Annotated in this window: 17 protein-coding genes and 1 rRNA gene; 17 read left to right on the top strand and 1 reads right to left on the bottom strand. The window is 73.3% G+C overall.

Annotated features, from left to right (window positions below; all coding sequences use genetic code 11):
- The first annotated feature begins 3 nt into the window (after positions 1 to 3).
- The 13 genes from P1V51_21575 to P1V51_21515 all read left to right on the top strand — a co-directional run bounded on the left by P1V51_21575 (position 4) and on the right by P1V51_21515 (position 13,507).
- A complete protein-coding gene (locus P1V51_21575) occupies positions 4 to 1,410 on the top strand; it encodes a glycosyltransferase family 39 protein (protein MDF1565642.1) in 1,407 nt (468 codons plus the stop codon).
- Positions 1,411 to 1,420: 10 nt separating this feature from the next.
- Positions 1,421 to 3,256 carry an ABC transporter transmembrane domain-containing protein gene (locus P1V51_21570; GenBank protein ID MDF1565641.1) on the top strand — a complete coding sequence of 612 codons (1,836 nt, stop codon included), beginning with the start codon at positions 1,421 to 1,423 and terminating at the stop codon, positions 3,254 to 3,256.
- Positions 3,253 to 4,428: a CehA/McbA family metallohydrolase gene (locus P1V51_21565; GenBank protein ID MDF1565640.1), complete on the top strand. Its 1,176-nt coding sequence runs from the start codon at positions 3,253 to 3,255 to the stop codon at positions 4,426 to 4,428. Before P1V51_21570 ends, P1V51_21565 begins: the two co-directional genes overlap by 4 nt.
- A 32-nt stretch (positions 4,429 to 4,460) precedes the next feature.
- Positions 4,461 to 5,147, top strand: coding sequence for a lysophospholipid acyltransferase family protein (locus P1V51_21560; protein MDF1565639.1), 687 nt, complete (start codon positions 4,461 to 4,463; stop codon positions 5,145 to 5,147).
- Positions 5,148 to 5,290: 143 nt separating this feature from the next.
- Positions 5,291 to 6,568 carry a glycosyltransferase N-terminal domain-containing protein gene (locus P1V51_21555; GenBank protein MDF1565638.1) on the top strand — a complete coding sequence of 426 codons (1,278 nt, stop codon included), beginning with the start codon at positions 5,291 to 5,293 and terminating at the stop codon, positions 6,566 to 6,568.
- Positions 6,565 to 7,635 carry a glycosyltransferase family 9 protein gene (locus P1V51_21550; GenBank protein ID MDF1565637.1) on the top strand — a complete coding sequence of 357 codons (1,071 nt, stop codon included), beginning with the start codon at positions 6,565 to 6,567 and terminating at the stop codon, positions 7,633 to 7,635. The genes P1V51_21555 and P1V51_21550 overlap by 4 nt, the downstream gene beginning before the upstream one ends.
- Positions 7,632 to 8,759, top strand: coding sequence for a tetraacyldisaccharide 4'-kinase (gene lpxK, locus P1V51_21545; GenBank protein ID MDF1565636.1), 1,128 nt, complete (start codon positions 7,632 to 7,634; stop codon positions 8,757 to 8,759). Before P1V51_21550 ends, lpxK begins: the two co-directional genes overlap by 4 nt.
- Before the next feature lie 28 nt (positions 8,760 to 8,787).
- Positions 8,788 to 9,645 carry a lysophospholipid acyltransferase family protein gene (locus P1V51_21540; GenBank protein MDF1565635.1) on the top strand — a complete coding sequence of 286 codons (858 nt, stop codon included), beginning with the start codon at positions 8,788 to 8,790 and terminating at the stop codon, positions 9,643 to 9,645.
- Between the two features lie 42 nt (positions 9,646 to 9,687).
- On the top strand, positions 9,688 to 10,347 hold the full coding sequence (locus P1V51_21535; protein ID MDF1565634.1) for an RNA polymerase sigma factor: 660 nt from the start codon (positions 9,688 to 9,690) through the stop codon (positions 10,345 to 10,347).
- Entirely contained in the window at positions 10,344 to 10,877 is a 534-nt protein-coding gene (locus P1V51_21530) for a hypothetical protein (protein ID MDF1565633.1), read from the top strand. Before P1V51_21535 ends, P1V51_21530 begins: the two co-directional genes overlap by 4 nt.
- Positions 10,874 to 11,899 (top strand): polymer-forming cytoskeletal protein, encoded by a 1,026-nt coding sequence (locus P1V51_21525; GenBank protein MDF1565632.1) that lies wholly within the window; start codon positions 10,874 to 10,876, stop codon positions 11,897 to 11,899. Before P1V51_21530 ends, P1V51_21525 begins: the two co-directional genes overlap by 4 nt.
- A 97-nt stretch (positions 11,900 to 11,996) precedes the next feature.
- Positions 11,997 to 13,004: a PfkB family carbohydrate kinase gene (locus P1V51_21520; GenBank protein MDF1565631.1), complete on the top strand. Its 1,008-nt coding sequence runs from the start codon at positions 11,997 to 11,999 to the stop codon at positions 13,002 to 13,004.
- Positions 13,001 to 13,507, top strand: a complete 507-nt coding sequence (locus tag P1V51_21515) for an adenylyltransferase/cytidyltransferase family protein (GenBank protein ID MDF1565630.1) — start codon at positions 13,001 to 13,003, stop codon at positions 13,505 to 13,507. The genes P1V51_21520 and P1V51_21515 overlap by 4 nt, the downstream gene beginning before the upstream one ends.
- Here P1V51_21515 and P1V51_21510 read toward each other — a convergent pair.
- Complete coding sequence (locus tag P1V51_21510) at positions 13,447 to 14,607, bottom strand: glycosyltransferase (GenBank protein MDF1565629.1); 1,161 nt, start codon at positions 14,605 to 14,607, stop codon at positions 13,447 to 13,449. The genes P1V51_21515 and P1V51_21510 overlap by 61 nt on opposite strands.
- Before the next feature lie 210 nt (positions 14,608 to 14,817).
- On the opposite strand from P1V51_21510, the gene P1V51_21505 reads away from it, so the two are divergent.
- The 4 genes from P1V51_21505 to P1V51_21490 all read left to right on the top strand — a co-directional run.
- Positions 14,818 to 15,927 carry a glycosyltransferase family 9 protein gene (locus P1V51_21505; GenBank protein MDF1565628.1) on the top strand — a complete coding sequence of 370 codons (1,110 nt, stop codon included), beginning with the start codon at positions 14,818 to 14,820 and terminating at the stop codon, positions 15,925 to 15,927.
- Between the two features lie 60 nt (positions 15,928 to 15,987).
- On the top strand, positions 15,988 to 16,866 hold the full coding sequence (locus tag P1V51_21500) for a YicC family protein (GenBank protein MDF1565627.1): 879 nt from the start codon (positions 15,988 to 15,990) through the stop codon (positions 16,864 to 16,866).
- A complete protein-coding gene (gene gmk / locus P1V51_21495) occupies positions 16,856 to 17,455 on the top strand; it encodes a guanylate kinase (protein MDF1565626.1) in 600 nt (199 codons plus the stop codon). Before P1V51_21500 ends, gmk begins: the two co-directional genes overlap by 11 nt.
- 448 nt (positions 17,456 to 17,903) lie before the next feature.
- Positions 17,904 to 18,668 (top strand): 16S ribosomal RNA (locus P1V51_21490); the annotation flags it as partial.

The following is an 18,668-nucleotide window of genomic DNA, read 5'->3' as shown; positions in this document are numbered from 1 at the left end:
CGCATGCCCTGGCGCCTGGCCCTCGGGCTGGCGGGCCTCTCCCTCGGGGCGCACCTCGGGGTCGCGCTCCTCACCGAGCCGGTGCCGGACGAGGCCTACTACCTCCTCTGGTCCCGGCACCTGGCCTGGGACTACCCCGATCACCCGCCGGCCGTCGCCTTCTTCCTGGCCCTCGCCCGCCTCCTGGCGGGAGAGGGGCGCCTCGCGCTGCGCCTGCCGGCGCTCCTCACGGCGCTCCTGGTCCCCACGCTGCTCGGCTGGGCCCTGGCGCGGACCCGCGGCGAGGCCGAGGCCCGCCGCCTGCTCTGGCTGCTCCACGCGACCCTCCTGCTCCACGTCCTCGGGGTGATCGTCACCCCCGACACGCCCCTCTCCCTGGCCTGGGCCGCCGCCCTCGCCGGGTTGCTGCTGCTCGTCGATCGCGAGGGGGAAGGGCGCCCCGCGCCGCTCCTCCTCCTCGGCGTCGGCCTCGCCCTCGGGGTCGCGCTGCTCTCGAAGCTCACCGGCTGGGCGCTCCTCGGCGGCGTCCTCGCCGCGGCCCTCTTCCACCGTCCCCTGCGCGAGCGCCTGGGGGGGTGGGGCGGCCTCGCGCTCCTCGTCGTCCCGGCGCTGGCCCTCGCGGCGCCCTGGATCGCCGCGACCCTCGCCGCGCCCGGCGAGTCGGGCCTCGCCTTCCAGCTGGGGCGGCTGAGTCCGCGGGGCTCGCTCCCCGCGAAGCTCGGCGCCTACCTCGGCGGGCAGCTCGGCGTCCTCACCCCGGGCGTCCTCTGGCTCGCCCTGCGCTTCGCCGGGACCCTGCGGCGCCCCGCCTCGCCGCGGGACACCCTCCTGCTCTGGCTGGGGCTGCCCCTGCCGCTCTTCTTCCTCGCCGTCGCGCTCGTCCGCCCGGTGGAGGCCAACTGGATCGGGCCCGCCTGGCTGCCCCTCCTGGTGGGCGCCGCGGGGCTGCCGGTCACCCGCCGCTGCTTCCGCGGCAGCGTCGGCGTCGGTCTCGGCCTGGTGCTCCTCCTCCACGGCCTGGCCCTGGCGACCGCGAGCGAGGCCGGTCGGGGGCTCTTGCCCCGGGCCTCCCTCGCCCGGCTCTCCGGCGGCGAGCGCCTGGCCGCCCGGGTCGACGAGCTCTGCTCCGGACCCGTGGTGCGGGTGGGGGACTACGGGGCGGGCGCCGAGCTCCACCTCCACCTGGGGGCGGAGCGGGTGCGGGTGGAGACGAGGGAGCGCCCGAGCCTCTTCGATCGCCTGGAGCAGCCGCCCTTCGTCGCGGTCGACGGCGCCTGCAGCCTCGACAGCTGCCGGCGCCCGCCGCCACCGCTCGAGGGCTGCGTCTGGGGGCCTCCCGCGCTCCCCGGAGACTGGCCCCGGCCCCGCCTCTGCCTCTCGCGGCTGCGCTGCGAGGTGCCTCTGCGATAGGGTGCCGCCGATGATCGCGACCTACCTGCGCCTGCTGCGCTACCTGAAGGCCCACCGCCCGGGCTTCGCGGTGGCCGTGATCTTCATGGTGATCCTCGCCGGCACCACCGGGGTCTACGCCTTCCTGGTCGGGCCGGTGCTGGAGTTCCTGATGACCGGCGGCGAGAAGGGCGCCGAGGCGGCGGGGAAGATCCTGCCCCTGCTGGAGGCGGCCAGCCTCGAGCGGGAGGACGCTTTGGTGGCCCTGCCGGTGGCCCTCTTCGTGGTCGCCGTGCTCAAGGGCATCGCCTACCTGGGGCAGTTCTACTTCATGGGCATGACCGGGCAGCGGGTCGTGGTCGACCTGCGCAAGGATCTCTTCCGCCACCTGCTGACCCTGCCTCCCGCCTGGTTCGACCACCACCACAGCGGCGACATCGCCACCCGCTTCACCAACGACATCAACAAGGTCGAGATGGGGGTCACCTACGCCGTGGCCTCGATGATCCGCGACGGGCTGCAGGTCATCGTCCTGCTGGTGGTCGCCTTCACCCTCGACTGGCGCCTCTCCCTCATCGCCTTCTTCATCCTGCCCTTCATCCTCATCCCGGTGGTGCGCTTCGCCCGGCGCCTGCGCTCGGTGACCACCGACGCCAACGTGATCGTCGGCGGCATCGGCGAGCTGATCCTCGAGACCCTCGGGGGCATCCGGGTGGTGCAGGCCTTCACCATGGAGGACTACGAGTCCCGCCGCTTCGGCGAGGCCAACGACGCCTACGTGCGGGTGATGCGCAAGTCCTTCCTCGTCCGCGGGGCCTCCACCCCCACCATGGAGATCCTCGGGGTCGGCGGCCTGGCCATCGCCCTCTACTGGGCCACCTCGGGCATCGCCTCGGGGACCCTCTCCCCGGCGCACCTCCTCTCCTTCTTCGCCACCGTGGTGCTGCTCTACATGCCGGTGAAGAACCTCGGGAAGCTGGGGCAGTTCGCCGTCACCGGCGCCGCCAGCGCCGAGCGGGTCTTCGAGATCCTCGACGCCGAGGCCGAGATCGCCGACGCCCCCGGCGCGGTGGCGCTCGAGCGCTTCGAGGAGGGCATCACCTTCGAGGGCGTCCGCTTCGCCTACCGCACCGAGACCGGCAGCCTGCGTCAGGCCCTCGACGGGATCGACCTCGAGCTCCCCAAGGGCTCCATCACGGCCCTCGTCGGCCCCTCCGGCGGCGGGAAGACCACCCTGGCGAGCCTCGTGCCCCGCTTCTACGAGGTGAGCGAGGGGGCGGTGCGGATCGACGGACGGGATCTGCGAGAGCTCACCCTGCGCTCCCTGCGCCAGCAGATCGCGGTGGTCTCCCAGGACACGGTGATCTTCAACGACACGGTGCGGAACAACGTCGCCTACGGTCACGCCGAGGTCGACGAGGCCCTCCTCTGGAAGGCGCTCGAGCGGGCGCAGGCCCGGGAGTTCGTCGAGTCCCTCGAGCTGGGCCTGGAGACCTCCCTCGGCGAGCGGGGCGTCGCCCTCTCCGGCGGCCAGCGGCAGCGCATCGCCATCGCCCGGGCCCTGCTCAAGGACGCGCCGATCCTGATCCTCGACGAGGCCACCAGCAGCCTCGACACCCAGAGCGAGGCCGCGGTGCAGGCGGCCCTCGAGGAGCTGATGATCGGCCGGACGGTGCTGGTCATCGCCCACCGGCTCTCGACCATCCGCAAGGCCCACCGGATCGAGGTCCTCGAGGCCGGAAGGATCGTCGAGGCCGGCACGCACGAGGAGCTGCTGGCGAGCGGCGGGCTCTATCGCACCCTCCACGATCTGCAGTTCAAGGAGCTCGCCGAGGCGAGCGCGCCGGAGGCAGCGGCGGGCGCATGAAGCGGTGGCGTCGCCTGCTCCGCAGCGCACTGAGGCTGCTCGGGGGGCTCCTCGCCCTCTGGGCGCTCTGGCTCCTGCGGGTCGCGACCCTCGAGCTGCCTCCCCCCCGGACGCCGGACGGCTCGGCCGCTGCGCGCGGCGCTCTCCACGTGCACACCACGCGCAGCGACGGTCGCGCCCCCGTGGAGGAGGTCGCCCGCCACGCCCGCGAGGCCGGCCTCGACTTCATCGTGCTGGCCGATCACAACGTCACCCCGGATCCCGCCGCCGAGCAGGAGGGCGTGCTGGTGATCCCGGGGGTGGAGCTCTCCACCAGCGCCGGGCACATCCTGGCCTACGGGGGAGGGGAGGTGGCGGGCTGGCCGCTGCGCCGGGACGATCCCGTGGGCGCGGCCCGCGCGAGCGGGAGCCTGGTCAGCCTCTCCCACCCGGTGAACCTGCGGCGGCCCTGGGAGGGGCCCTTCGAGGGCATCGACGCGATGGAGGTGCTCTCCGCCGACTCGGCCTACCGGGTCGCCCTGCGCTCGCCCCTGACCCTCCTCACGGCCGTCCTCTCCTATCCAGCCAGCCCCGACGTCGCCGTGCTCCACCTCCTCGACGGAGTGGACGAGGCGCGGGAGCGCTTCCACCGGGCGCTGGCCGAGGGCGGGCTGCAGCAGGGCTTCTGCGGGCACGACGCCCACGGGCTGCCGGGCTACCCGCCCGTCTTCCGGGTGCTGGGGACCCACCTCGCGCCCGGGGCGCTCGCCGGGGATGAGGCGGAGGTCCGGGCGGCCTCGGTGATCGAGGCGCTGAGGGAGGGGCGCTTCTTCTGCGCGGTGGATGGGCTGGCCGACGCGTCGGGCTTCGTGCTGGACACCACCGGGGAGGAGATCGTCGCGCGGCTGGGGGCCGGGGTGCCGGCCGGGGCGCGGGCGCGGCTCCTGCTCTTCCGCGATGGCGTGGAGGTGGCGGCGGTCGAGGGCTCCGAGGTGAGAGCGGCCTCGCAGCCGGGGCGGTGGCACGCGGAGGTGGAGCTGGCGCGGCCGTGGCTCCTCGGGGCGCGGAGGTTCCTTTGGATCTTGTCAGGCACTTCGCTGGTCCCGGTCGAGCCGCCGGTTGATGACGGGTCCACGGGAGAGGCCGTGGACGTGGACGTGGACGTGAACGTCGACGGGGGTGAGCCGGGGTGATCAGGGGAGTCCGCGATTGGCTCCTGTCTCTCGTGGCGGTCCTCGTCATCCGCTTGCTCCGCCTCACGGTCCGGCCGGAGACGATCGTCCAGGGATCGGGCGACCGTCCGGAGCTGCGCTCCGACGTGCCCCCTCCGATCTTCGCCTTCTTCCATGGAAGGCAGCTGCCGCTGCTCTGCTGGCGCTACCCGCGGGGGCTCGCGGTGATGGTCTCCCACTCCCGGGACGGAGCCCTGCAGGCGCGGGTGCTCGCCCTCCTCGGCTTCGCGGTGGTGCGGGGCTCGGAGAGCCGGGACGCCATCGCCGGCCTGCGGGGCGTGCTGCGCCGGGTGGGGGAGGAGGAGAGGGGAGCCGCCTTCGCCGTGGACGGCGGCCGCGGACCCCTCCACACCGTCCACCCCGGCGTCCTGCTCCTGGCCCAGCACTCGGGCCGCTCCATCGTGCCGGTGGGCGCCGCCGTGCGTCGCCGGCGAGTGCTGAAGAAGACCTGGGACCGCTACCAGATCCCCCACCTCTTCTCGCCGGCGGCTGTGGTCCTCGGCGAGCCGCTGGAGGTGCCCCGCCGGGCCACCCGCGCCGAGCGCGAGGCCCTGGCCGCCACCCTGAGCGAGCGCCTCCACGCGGCCACCGCCGACGCCGACGCCGCCTGCGGCGCAGAGCCGGACCCCGGCGAGCCCGGGCCTCGCGGCTGCGCGCGCTGTTGGCCAGGGCAGGACTGAGACGAGTCGGCCAGGTGCTGGCCACCCGTGAAGAACGCCGTGCGCGTGCGCGTGCAACGTGCGCGTGCGCGGGATGGTTTCCGGGGGAGTGAGACACGATGGCTTGCCCCCCACCACCTTCCCGGGAATGATCCGCCGCGCTCGTGCGCGTCATCTATCTCATCGGGTCGTACCTGCTCTTCGCACTGCTCACGCCCATCCTCCTCCTCCACGTGAAGGTGAGGGCGGGGTGGCGGCGGCGCCTGGGCCTCTACGCCGAGCCCATCCTCCCGGAGCGCCCCTCGGCGCCCGGCCGGCCGCGGATCTGGCTCCACGGCGCGTCGGCGGGGGACCTGCAGGCCATCTCGCCGATGATCGGCGAGCTGCGCTCGCGCCTGCCCGACTGCACCCTGATCGTCTCCTGCCTCACCAACTCGGGGATGCTCATGGGGGAGCAGCTCGCGGGGGTCGACGCCGTGACCTACCTGCCCTGGGACCTGCCGGGGCCCACCCGCCGGGCGATGGAGGCCATCGCGCCGGACATCCTGGTCCTGGAGTACACCGAGGTCTGGCCGACGCTGATCCGCGCCGCCCGGCAGGCGGGCGCGAAGGTGGTGCTGACCAACGGCCGCTTCTCCTCCCGCAACCTCGAGCGCTACCGCTTCCTCTTCCGCCTGATCGGCAACCCCCTGCGGGAGATCGATCTCTTCCTGATGCGCGAGGACGACGAGGCCGAGCGGGTCCTCGATCTGGGCGCGCCCCTCGATCGGGTCTGGGTGACCGGCAACACCAAGTTCGACGCGCTGGTCGGGCGGGGCGCGGCCCCCGAGGGGCTCGCCGCGACCCTCGGCCTGCGCGAGGACGAGCCCCTCCTGATCGCCGGGAGCACCCACGAGGGTGAGGAGGGGCTCCTCCTCGAGGTCTACGGTCGCCTGCGCGAGCGCTTCCCGGCGCTGCGGCTCCTCGTCGCGCCGCGCTACCTGGAGCGGATCGCCCGGGTGGAGAGCCTCTGCCGCGAGGCGGGCTTCGAGCCGCGCCGCCGCTCCGACGCCGGGGGGGACGCCGCGGCGCGGGTGATCCTCCTCGACACGATCGGTGAGCTCGGCGCGGCCTACGCCCTGGGCACCGTCGTCTTCGTCGGCGGCTCCTTCACCGATCGCGGCGGCCAGAACATCCTGGAGCCGGCGGCCTGCGGCCGGCCGGTCCTCTTCGGGCCGAACATGCGCAACTTCCACGACGCCGTGCAGATCCTCCAGGGGCGGGGTGGGCTGCAGGTGCAGGACGCCGCGCACCTGGAGCGGGTGATCGCCGAGCTCCTCGCCCAGCCCGAGACCCTGCGGGAGGTCGGTGAGCTGGCCCGAGAGACGGTGGCCGCGATCCGGGGGGCCTCGGTGCGCAACGTCGATCACATGCTCCGGCTCCTGCCGGGGAGCCGGCAATGATGAACGAGCCCTACCACCTCGTCATCCGCCTCTCGGCCATCGGCGACGTGCTGCTGACCTTCCCGGCGCTGCACGCCCTGCGGGAGGTGCAGGAGGGCACGCGCCTCGCCTTCCTCACCGACCCGGCGCAGGCGCCGCTGCTGCGCGATCAGCCGCTGATCGACCGGCTCTTCGTCTGGCCCCGGGACGGGCGGGGGCGGGCGGCCCCGGTCGCCGAGGTGCACGCCCTCCTGAAGGACGAGGCCTTCACCTCGGTGATCGATCTGCAGAACAAGGTGCGGACCCGCCGGCTGGTGGCCGCGCTGCGGCGCGACCGCGCGCTGGAGAGCGCCCGGCTGCAGCGCCGCAGCCTCGGCGGCGCCCTCCTCGCCCTCCTCGGCCGGGACCGGCCCCTCGAGGGCCCGCACGCGACCCGCCTCTACTTCCGGGCCCTCGGCGCCTTCGGCGTGCGGCCGCCCCCCGGCGCCCCGGACGCGCCGCTGCCCTACCGCTGGACGATCCCCGGGGAGGGCCGGAGCGAGCTCGAGGTCTTCGAGCTGCCCCCCGCGCCGAGGGTGGGGCTCGCGCCGGCGAGCCGCTGGCCCACCAAGGACTGGCCCCTGGAGCGCTACCAGGCCCTCGCGCGCCTCCTGATCGACGAGGGCAGCTCGGTGGTCTTCATCGGGGGCCCGGACGAGCGGGCCCTCCACGAGCGCCTGATGAAGGAGCTCCCGGCGGGGCGCGTCGCCACCAGCGCCGATCTCGGGCTCGCCGCCCTCGGGGCGCTCCTCGCCCGGCTGACGCTGCTGGTGAGCGCCGATAGCGGACCGGCGCACCTCGCCTCGGCCGTGGGGTGCCCGGTCGTGACCCTCTTCGGGCCCACCGCGCCCGGCCGCTGGGCGCCGGGGCCGCAGGGGCCCGCGGTGCACCTGCTCCACCTGGGTCTGCCCTGCCAGCCCTGCAGCAACCACGGTACGATGAGCTGTCCGCTGGGCCACCACGACTGTCTGCGGGGAATCGAGGTGGAGATGGTCCACCGCGCCATCCGAGATCTGCGCGAGGCCCAGGGCTCGAGCGACTCGCCATGACCCTCTCTCGGCACCCCCTGGCCCGACGCCTCTCCGAGGCCTGGTTCGAGGCTCACCCCAGCCTCGGCGAGTGGGCGCTGCTCCAGGCCCTCGCGCCGGCCTCGTGGGTCTACTCCGCCGCGATGCGCGCCCGCTCCCTGGCCTACGAGAACGGGCTCCTCGAGGTCGTCCGGGCGCCGATCCCGGTGGTGAGCGTGGGCAACCTGATCGTCGGCGGCGCCGGGAAGACGCCGGTGGTGATCGAGCTGGCCCGCCGCCTCCGCGACGCGGGCGAGCGGGTGGCGGTCCTCACGCGGGGCTACGGTGCCGAGCGGGAGGACGCCCGCCTGGTCGCCGACGCCGAGGGGATCCACCTCCCGGCGCGGGAGGCCGGCGACGAGCCCCTCCTCATCGCGCGCCGCTGCGAGGGGGTGATCGTCCTGGCCGGCCCCGACCGCGCGGCGCTGGCCGAGCGCGCGGCGAAGGAGCACGGCGCCACCCTCGCGCTCCTCGACGATGGGATGCAGCACCGGCGCCTGCACCGCGACCTCGAGATCGTCGTCATCGACGCGAGCTCCCCCCTGGGCAACGGGCGGGCGCTCCCCGGAGGGCCGCTGCGGGAGCCCGTCACCGCGCTCTCCCGGGCGAACCTGGTCTGGCTCTCGCGCACCGACGAGCTCGGCCAGCGGCCCCTCACCACCGAGGCCGAGCTGCAGACCCTGCTCTCGCGCCTGGGCCTCCCCGTGGTGCGCGCCTGCTACCGCCCGGTGGCGGTGAGCGATCTGCAAGGCCAGGACCGGCGAGAGGCCGGCTGGCTGGAGGGGAGGGCGGTGCACGCGCTCTCGGGCGTCGCCCGCCCCCACTCCTTCCTCCAGACCCTCACCAGCGCCGGCGCCCGCCTCACCGGGAACAGCGTCTTCGGGGATCACCACGCCTTCAGCGCCGAGGAGATCGGCGCGGTCCTGGCCGAGGCGAAGGCGGAGGGGGCCATGGTGGTGACCACCGAGAAGGACGCGCAGCGCCTCGGCGGCCTCGCGCTGCCCCCCGATCACGGGATCGCGGTGGTGGTCGTCGAGACCGAGATCCTCGAGGGCGAGCAGCTCCTCACCCGGGCGATCGCCGGGCTGCCCGAGCCCACCGCCTGAGGCGGGGCGCGGGCGCTGGTTGCAGGTCATGCTCGTCCGGTTCCTCCTCGCCGCCTCGCGCCTCCTGCCCCGGCCCCTCCTGGCGGCGGCGGGCATGACCCTCTCGGTGTTGGTCTTCGGCGTGCTCGGCGTGCGCCGCGCCCTCGTCCGGGAGGCCCTCGCCCGCAGCCTGCCGGGGCGCGGCGAGGACGAGCGGCGCCGGATCGAGCGCGCCTTCCACCGGCACCTCGGGCGCGCCCTGGCCGAGCTCCTGTGGGGCATCACGGCGCCCCTCGCGGCGCTGCGCGAGCAGATCGTGCTCGACGGCTTCGAGGCCCTGGAGGAGGCCGCGGCGAGCGGCCGGGGCGCGATCGTGGCGACCGCCCACTTCGGCAGCTGGGAGCTCTGCGCCGTGGCCGCCGCCCGGCTCGGCCTGCCCCTGGCCGTGGTGAGCAAGCGCCTGCGGGTGGGCTGGCTGGACCGCAGCTGGGCGGGCCTGCGGGCCCGGATCGGGCTCGCCGAGCTCCCGGTGAAGGGGAGCACCCGGGCCATCCTGCGCCACCTGCGGGGCGGGGGCGTGCTGGGCCTGGTCATCGACCAGCACCTGCCGCCGCCAGGCGGGGTGGCGGTGCCCTTCCTCGGGCGGGAGGCCTTCACCACCCGGGCCCCGGTGGTGCTCCACCGCCGCAGCGGCGCGCCGATCTTCACCGTCTACCTGGTGCGGGAGGGCCCCTGGCGCCACCGGATGGTGGTGCGCCCCTTCGAGGTGGGGGAGGGCGAGGCCGAGGTGGCGGTGCTGGAGCGCCTCAACGCCACCCTGGAGGCCCGGATCGAGGCCGCTCCCGAGCAGTGGCTCTGGCTCCACCGCCGGTGGAAGCAGCCGCCGGAAAAGGGGTCTCCCGGCTGAAATGGCCACCGGCCCCGTTCGTAGGGTAGGGGTGTGTACGCGATGGTCAGCTCACCGGTCTTCGACCCTCCGGGCTCTGCCGCGGAGGCCCTCCCGGCCGACGATGCGGCCCGGGAGGAGCGAGAGGACCGCCGCCCCCCGGGCGAGCGGGCCCTCCTGGAGCGGGTGCGGACGGGCGATCGCCAGGCCTTCGGGGAGCTGGTCGCGCTCCACCAGCGCTCGGTCTACGGACTGGCGCTGCGCCTCGCCCGCAACCCCGACGACGCCCGGGACCTCGCCCAGGAGGCCTTCGTGAGGGCCTGGGCCGCCAGAGAGCGCCTCGATCCCACGCGCCCCTTCGCCCCCTGGGTGCTGACCATCACCCGGCGGCTGGGCGTGGATCGCCTGCGGTACCAGGGCCGCTGGAAGCAGCAGGGCCTCCCCGAGCCGGGCGAGCCCTCCGCGCCGCCCCCGCAGCTGGTGGACGGTCCCCGGGCCCACGCCGCCGTCGAGCAGGCGCAGCTGGGCGACGCCCTCTCCCGGGCGCTCTCGGAGCTCTCCGAGCACTACCGCGCCGTGATCGAGCTTCACCACGTCCAGGGCCTGCCGGTGGCCGAGATCGCCACGATCCTCGGCCGCCCCCCCGGGACGATCATGACCTGGCTCTACCGGGCCCGTGCGGCCCTGAAGGATCACCTCCAGCAGGAGGGCATCACCCCATGAGCACCCACCTCGACTCCGAGCTCCTCCAGCGCCTCGGCGCCGGAGAGCGCCTGCCCGGCGACGCCGCGCGCGACGCCCACCTCTCGGCCTGCCCGGCCTGTCGGGACCAGGTGGAGAGCTGGCGCCGGCTCTGCGACGGCCTCGGCGCCCTCGAGGCTCCGGATCCGGGCGCCGACTTCGCCGCCTCCGTGCTGGCGCGCCTCGACGAGGCGCCCGCCGCGCTCGCGGCGCCGGCGCCGGCGCTGAAGCCCTGGGCCCTGGGCATCGTCGCCGCCGGCCTCGCGGCCGGGCTGCTGGCCTTCTTCGGCACCGACCTCCTGGCCGATCTCCCCGCCCTCGTCGGCCGGGGCATCGGCTCCCTGGGCGCGGCCCTCGTCGCCGCCCTCGCCGTCCTCGACGGCCTCGTCGCCGCGCTCCCCCAGGGCACCGGCGCCGGCCTGCTGATCGGCGAGGCCCTCTTCTTCGCCGCCCTCGCGCGCGTCCTGCTCCGCTTCGCGCCTCTCCCCTCGTTCGAGGAGAACACCCCATGACCCGTCGCAGCCTCCTTCCCCTCGCCGCCCTCGCCTGGGCCGCCCTGCTCGTGCCGGCCACGGCCTCCGCCGAGCTCGGCGTCCTCGCCGTGGGCTCCGATCGCATCTCCTACGGACAGAGCGTCACCGTCGCAGCCGGCGACGAGGTGCACGACGCCGTCTCCTTCGGTGGCAGCGTGGTCATCGAGGAGGGCGCCACCGTCACCGGCGACGCGGTCGCCATGGGCGGCAGCGTGCGCGTGGAGGAGGGCGCCACGGTGCAGGGCGACGTGACGGCGCTGGGCGGCTCGGTCTCCATCGGGGCCGGCGTCACCGTGACCGGAGACGTCGCCGCGCTCGGCGGCAGCGTCGACGTCGATCCGAGCGCCGAGGTCCTCGGCTCGCGGGTGGGCTCCTCCCGCCGCAGCCACCACCACCACGGCGACGGCGGCCCGCCCGCGAAGATGATCATCATCCCCGACTCCGAGGAGAGCCGCGGGCTGGCCGGCTTCTTCAGCGACATCGTCTCCACCACGGCGCAGTACCTGACGGTGCTGGTCCTCGCCTTCCTGCTCATCGTCGCCATGCCCAAGCGCATCGATCGGATGCGGCGGCCGCTGCAGGGCGACCTCGCGAAGTCGATCCTCGCCGGCCTGCTCCTCTTCATCGCGTTCCTCCCGGTGACCCTCCTGCTGGTGATGACCGTGGTCGGCATCTTCCTGGTGCCGGTGCTCCTCCTCGCCTACCTCGCCACCGCCGTGCTGGGCTGGACCGTCGTCTCCCTGCGGGTGGGGCGGCGCCTCTCCCCGCCGGGCAAGCGCACGCCCGCCCGCGAGCTGGTCCTCGGGATGCTGGTCTTCTTCGGCTTCGGCCTCCTCGCCGAGATCCCGGTCATCGGCTTCGCCGCCGGGCTGGTCCTCCTCCTCGCCACCCTCGCCGGCACCGGGGCCGTCGTCCTCTCGCGCTTCGGCGAGCGGCGGGTCGATCCCGCCGCCGAGCTCTGGCCGCCCCCCGACGATCTCTCCGCGGCGCCGCCCGCCTGATCCTCCCCACCCTCGCTGGAGCTCACCCGGCCGGATCGCCCTCGCGGCGCTCCGGCCGGATTGCTCTCGGCGAGGCCTTCGGCTACCACCGCAGTCGATGGCTAGCAGCGACAACGGCTCTCTGGCTCCGCTGATCCCGCGCCTCGCGCAGGCCCGGGTGCTGGTCATCGGAGATCTCGTCCTCGACCAGTTCATCTACGGGCTGACCGATCGCATCTCGCGCGAGGCGCCGGTCCCCATCGTCCGGGAGACCCGCCGCGATCAGCGGCCGGGTGGGGCGGCGAACGTCGTCGCCAACCTGCGCGCCCTCGGCGCGCGCACCAAGGTGCTCGGGGTGGTGGGCAAGGACGACGCGGGCCGCAACCTGCGCGACCTGCTCTCCCACGTCGGGGTCGCCACCACCGGCCTCGTCGTCAGCTCGACCCGGCCCACCGAGGCCAAGACCCGCATCCTCGCCGGCGGCCTCTCCACCACCCCGCAGCAGGTGGTGCGCCTCGATCAGGGCAGCCACGAGCCCCTCGACGAGAAGACCGCCGCGAAGCTGGTGACGGCCCTCGAGAAGGCCCTGCCCTCGGTGGATCTGGTCGCCGTCTCCGACTACGGCCTGGGCACCTTCGTCCCCGCCGTGGTGCGCGCCGTGCGAAAGGCCGCGCGCACCAAGCCGGTGGTGGTCGACTCGCGCTTCGACCTCAAGCGCTTCGGCAAGGTCACGGTGATCAAGCCCAACGCCCCGGAGCTGGAGGCCGCCACCGGCCGCCGCGCCGACGACGCGCGCAGCGCCGCGCGGGCCGCGCGCTACCTCGCCGCGGAGCTCGAGCTCGAGGCGGTGTTGCTCACCCGGGGCCACGAGGGCCTCTGCCTCGCCGGCTCTCGCGGCAAGGCCACTCACCTGCCGCCCCACGGCCCCCCCGAGGCGGTGGACGTCACCGGCGCCGGTGACACCGTGCTGGCCTGCTTCTGCGCCGCGCTGGCCTCGGGCGCCTCCTTCGAGGACGCCGCCCGCCTGGCCAACATCGCCGGCGGCATCGTGGTCCAGAAGCCCGGCACCGAGGTCGCGTCCCTCGCGGAGCTAGAGGCCGCCGTCCGCACCGGAGGGGGCCGGTGAGCCAGCCCGCCCTGCCCGCGGCGATCGTCTCGCTGGAGGAGGCGGCGAGCTGGCGCGCGCGCTGGCGCGACCAGGGGCTCACCGTCGCCCTGGTCAACGGCGCCTTCGATCTCTTCCACGTCGGTCACCTGCGATACCTGCGCGGCGCCGCCGAGCTCGCCGATCGCCTCATCGTCGGCGTGAACGCCGACGCCTCCGTGCGGGCGCTCAAGGGCGAGGGGCGGCCGATGATCCCCGAGGCCGAGCGCGCCGAGTTGATCGCCAGCGTCCGGGGCGTCGATCTCGTCCACGTCTTCGAGTCCCTCGACGTGGTGCCGCTCATCGAGGCGCTGCGCCCCGATCTCCACGTGAAGGGCACCGACTACACGCCCGAGACCGTGCCGGAGCGCGAGGCCGTCGAGCGCTGCGGCGGGAGGGTCGCCATCGCCGGCGACCCCAAGGATCACTCCACCAGCGAGCTGCTCGAGCGCCTCGGATCCCTCGACGCGAGCACCCGGGAGTAGGCGGCCTCGAGGGCCTCGCCGAGGTGCTCCGGCAGGTGCTGGCTCTCCACCTGGCGCCGCGCGGCGGCGCCGCGGCGTCGCCCCTCCTGCGGATCGAGGGCCTCGAGCACGGCGTGGGCGAGGGCCTTCGGATCGGCCGGCGGCACCAGCCAGCCGCTCTCCGGCTCGCGGATGATCTCGGGGAGCACGCCCACCCGGCTGGCCACTACCGGGCGGCCGAGGGCCATGGCCTCCAGGGGCACCCGGGCGATCACCTCCGAGCCGACGGAGGGCACGGCGACCACGTCGAGGGCCGCCAGCACCGAGCCGGGATCGTCGCGCTCGCCCACCAGCACCACGTGATCGCGCACGCCCAGCGCCTCGGCCCTCGCGAGGGCCTCGACCTCCGCCCCGTCGGCCTCCGGGCCCACCAGGCAGACCCGCAGGTCGCGGTGCACCTCCAGCAGGCGGGGCAGGGCCTCGACGAGGTAGCGGTGCCCCTTCACCTTCGCGAAGCGGCCGAGCACGCCGACCACCGGGCCCTCGGCGGGCAGCCGCACCTCCCGGCGGAAGGCCGCGCCGTCCGCCCCCGCCAGGCGATCGGTCGAGACCACGTTCGGCAGGAGGGTGACGGCGTCGGGCGCGAGCCCCAGGCGGATCAGGTCCTCGCGGATCGTCGTCGAGGTGGCGAGCACCGCGTCGGTGAGGCCCTGGTAGATCATCCGGTTCGCGGCGCCGCCGGTGATCGGCTGGGCCCCGCCGCGGGTGCGCACCAGACCCGGGCGCCGGCGGCCCCAGCCCCGCAGGGCGGTCAGGGCAAGCCCGTGAGGGGGGCTGCGGTAGGCGTGGACCAGGTCGAACGCGCCCTCCCGCAGGACGCGCCGCAGGCGCCCGACGTTGCGCAGGGGCTCGAGGGGCGAGGCAGGGCCGCGCAGCCCCGGCAGATCGTGGAAGCGACGGGCCACCCCGGAGAGGCGCGCGCGCACCGGCGACTCGGGCTGGCAGGCCACCTCGATCCGGTGTCCCCGTGCGGCGAGCACCTCGCAGGCCAGCGCGAGCTGCTCGGCCTCGGCGAACCACTTCCAGGCGTCGGTGACGACGAGGATCGAGAGCGACTCCATGGCTCGATTAGTCGCATGGGCGAGAGGGGTTGTCAGTCTTCGGCTGCGAGCTGTGAGCTGCGAGCTGTGAGGGCGCCTGGCGGCCACGAAGCGAGACCCATGGCCCCGGATCCGGGAAGCTGATAGCTCGAAGCCATGAGCTCGCAGCTCGAAGCTCAAAGCTCACAGCCCAAAGCTCGAAGCTCGAAGCTCGAAGCTCGAAGCCCAAAAGTGCTCAAGACCCTCGAACGCATCGCGAAGCGGATCGCCGCCCTCCTCGCCATCCCTCTCCTCTGGCGCCCCTGGCGCTGGAAGCGGGCGCAGGCGGCCCTCGCCCGGCGCAAGCGCTTCCTGGTGGTGCGGGTCGACAACCGGGTGGGGGAGGCCGTGCTGCTCACGCCGGTCCTCGCCACCCTCAAGGGGCTGCCCGACGAGCCCGAGGTGGACGTGCTGGTGCACCCCCGCTGCGTGCGGGTGCTCGAGGATCACCCGGCGGTCGATCGCCTGATCCCCTTCGAGCGCGAGCGCTTCTGGTGGCTGGGCCGCGGAGCTCAGCTGCGCGCCCTTCGCCAGCGGCGCTACGACGTGATCGTCGATCAGGGGAACTGGTCCGAGCCCTCCGTGACCCACGCGCTCCTCGCCCGCCTCTGCGGCCCGCACTCGGCGGTGATCGGTGCGGCGATCTGGCCGGTGGGCGGCCTGCGCACCCACCCGGTGCCGGCGCTGGCCGAGACCCGCCGAGAGGTCTCGCAGCGCATCGCTTTACTCGAGCCCCTCGGCATCGAGTCGCCGGTCGAGCACCTCGTCTACCACCCGGTCGCCACCTTACCCGAGCTGGAGACCCTCCTGGCCGAGGTGCGCGAAGGAAGCTTCGCCGTCGTGAACCCCGGGGGCCGGCTGGACTGGCGCCGCCTCCCCCCCGAGGTCTTCGCCGGCATCTGCGAGACCCTGGTGGACGCGGGCCGCACGCCCCTGATCACCTGGGGGCCGCGGGAGGAGGGCCTGGCGCGCTACGTCGCCGACGCCGTGCCCGGCGCGCGCCTCGCGCCGCCGACCAGCCTCGACGATCTGGCGGCGTTGATGGTCGCCGCGGGCGTGACCGTCTGCAACAACACCGGCCCGATGCACCTCTCGGTCGCGGTGGGCGTGCCCACCTTCCAGCTCTTCCTCCACATGGATCCCGTGCGCTGGGGTCATACCGAGCCGCCCCACCGGGTGGTGGACCTCACGCCCTTCGCCGTCGAGGGGCAGGAGGAGGCCCAGCGGCTGCGCCTCGATCGCGAGCTGCGCGAGTTCCTCGCCCAGGCCACCGCGGAGCTCGAGGAGCGCGGGCGCGCCTGATCCACCTGGATCGGGGAGCACCTTGCGCCAAGGCCGCGTTTGGTGGGAGTGAATGAGGTCATGCTTCGATCCATGACCGGCTTCGGCCGAGGCACCGCGGACTTCGAGGACGGAACCCTGGGCTGCGAGATCCGCAGCGTGAACCACCGCTTCTGCGACGTGAAGCTCCGGGCCTCCCGGGACCTCCTGCCGCTGGAGGCGGGCCTCCTCTCGCGCATCCGGGCACGCCTGGGGCGCGGCTCGATCGAGGTCTCGCTGCGCTGGGAGAAGCGGCCCTCGGGGAAGGTGCAGCTGGGCCTCGACACCGGGCTCCTCACGACCTACCGCGAGCGCCTCGAGGAGATCGCCGCGCACCTCGGCGTCGAGCCCCGCTTCGATCCCGTCGCGCTCTCGCAGGTGGAGGGGATCCTCGAGCGGCAGGAACGCAGCTACGAGCCCGACGCCCTTCGCCCGGCCGCGGAGGCCGCCGTGGACGCCGCGCTGGAGCTCCTCCTCGCCATGCGCGAGCGGGAGGGTGAGGCCCTGCGCAGCGATCTCTCGAGCCGCCTGCAGCTCCTCGAGGCGCAGTGCGCCGAGCTGCAGGGGCTCGCCGACGGCCGCCTCGAGGCGCGGCGCGAGCGGCTCGAGGCGCGGCTCCTGGAGCTGCTCGGCGAGCGCAAGCTGGATCCCGATCGCCTCGCGATGGAGGTGGCCCTGCTGGCCGAGAAGGCCGACGTCAGCGAGGAGATCACCCGCCTGGACACGCACCTCGCCTCCCTCGCGGAGCTGCTCGCGGCCGAGGAGCCGGTGGGGCGGCGGATCGACTTCCTCGTGCAGGAGCTCAACCGCGAGGTGAACACGATCGGCTCGAAGGCCCAGGACGCGGAGCTCGCCGCGAAGGTGATGGATCTGAAGGCCGAGATCGAGCGCATCCGAGAGCAGGTGCAGAATGTCGAATGAGCCTCCTCCTCCGCGCAGCGAGGGCGTGCTGCTGGTGATCTCGGCCGCCTCTGGCGCGGGCAAGACCACGCTCGCCCGCCGCCTCCTCGGCGACGATCCTCGCGCCGCCTTCAGCGTCTCCTACACGACCCGCGCGCGGCGCGGGAAAGAGGTCGACGGCGTCGACTACCACTTCGTGGACGACGCGGGCTTCGATGCGTTGATCGCCGAGGGGGCGCTGGTGGAGTGGGCCCAGGTGCACGGGCACCGCTACGGCACCTCGCACGCGACGATCCGCGAGGGCCTGGCCGCCGGGAAGATCGTGATCTTCGACATCGACGTGCAGGGCGGCGAGCAGATCGCCGCGGCCTATCCGGAGGCGCTCACCGTCTGGGTGATGGCGCCCGGCGCCGAGGAGCTCGAGCGGAGGCTGCGGGGAAGGGGTACGGACGCCGCCGAGCAGGTCGAGCGACGCCTGGCGGTGGCCGCCGAGGAGAACGCCCGGGGCCTGCGCTGCTACCGCTTCCTGGTGGTGAACGATCGCCTCGAGGAGGCCCTGGGGGACCTGAAGGCCCTCCTGCGGGCGGAATCCTGCCGATTGCCCCGCTAGGCCCCGGGATCGGGCGTCGGCGGGGACCTTCTCGATGCGGCCAGGAGGGGCAGAATTCTGCATCTCCAGGGCAATTCGAGAAAAACGCAGAAAGCTCGATCTTTCTTGCTTGACAGGTAGGGGGGGGTCCCATAAAAACCCGCTTCCTCGCCGGAGAACAGTAAGGTTCACCGGCCTTCAGAAGCAGTCGATAGAGCAGCAAGAAAAAGTGGTACCCGCCGAAAAAGGCACTTGACAGCGCGGTTTCTAGAGGTATTATCCGCCGTCTTGCACGCCCCCGAGTAACCGGGGCGGGTCTCGCTCCTTGAAAACTGGATAGTGAGCTTGTGATGAGGTTTGCGGCTTTTTCGCAAAACCTTTGAGCGAAAATCCAATGGGTCACCTGTTCTTTAGCCAGCGCAGGTGGCTTGTAGAAAATCGACCAAGGTTAGACTCAACCGTTTTTCAAAAACCGGAGAGTTTGATCCTGGCTCAGAACGAACGCTGGCGGCGCGCATAATACATGCAAGTCGAGCGCGAAAGTTGCCTTCGGGCGGCGAGTAGAGCGGCAGACGGGTGCGTAACACGTGGGTAATGTACCCTTTGGTACGGGACAACCTCGGGAAACTGGGGCTAATACCGTATAAGACCACGGTGTCCTCGGACGCAGTGGGAAAAGGTGGGGATCTTCGGACCTGCCGCCAATGGATCAGCCCGCGTCCCATCAGCTTGTTGGTGAGGTAACGGCTCACCAAGGCTTCGACGGGTAGCTGGTCTGAGAGGATGGCCAGCCACACTGGGACTGAGACACGGCCCAGACTCCTACGGGAGGCAGCAGTAGGGAATCTTGGACAATGGGCGAAAGCCTGATCCAGCGACGCCGCGTGGGTGATGAAGTCTCTCGGGACGTAAAGCCCTGTCAGGAGGGACGAAAAGCCACGGGTTAATACCCCGTGGTCTTGACGGTACCTGCAAAGGAAGCACCGGCTAACTCCGTGCCAGCAGCCGCGGTAATACGGGGGGTGCAAGCGTTGTTCGGAATCATTGGGCGTAAAGCGCGCGCAGGCGGCCAAGTATGTCGGATGTGAAAGCCCTCGGCTCAACCGAGGAATTGCGTTCGAAACTGCTTGGCTTGAGTACGGGAGAGGGAAGTGGAATTCCGGGTGTAGAGGTGAAATTCGTAGATATCCGGAGGAACACCAGTGGCGAAGGCGACTTCCTGGACCAACACTGA

It is taken from the genome of Deltaproteobacteria bacterium (genome assembly GCA_029210625.1).
Taxonomy (GTDB): domain Bacteria; phylum Myxococcota; class Myxococcia; order SLRQ01; family SLRQ01; genus JARGFU01.
This window is presented reverse-complemented; position numbering and strand designations above follow the sequence as displayed.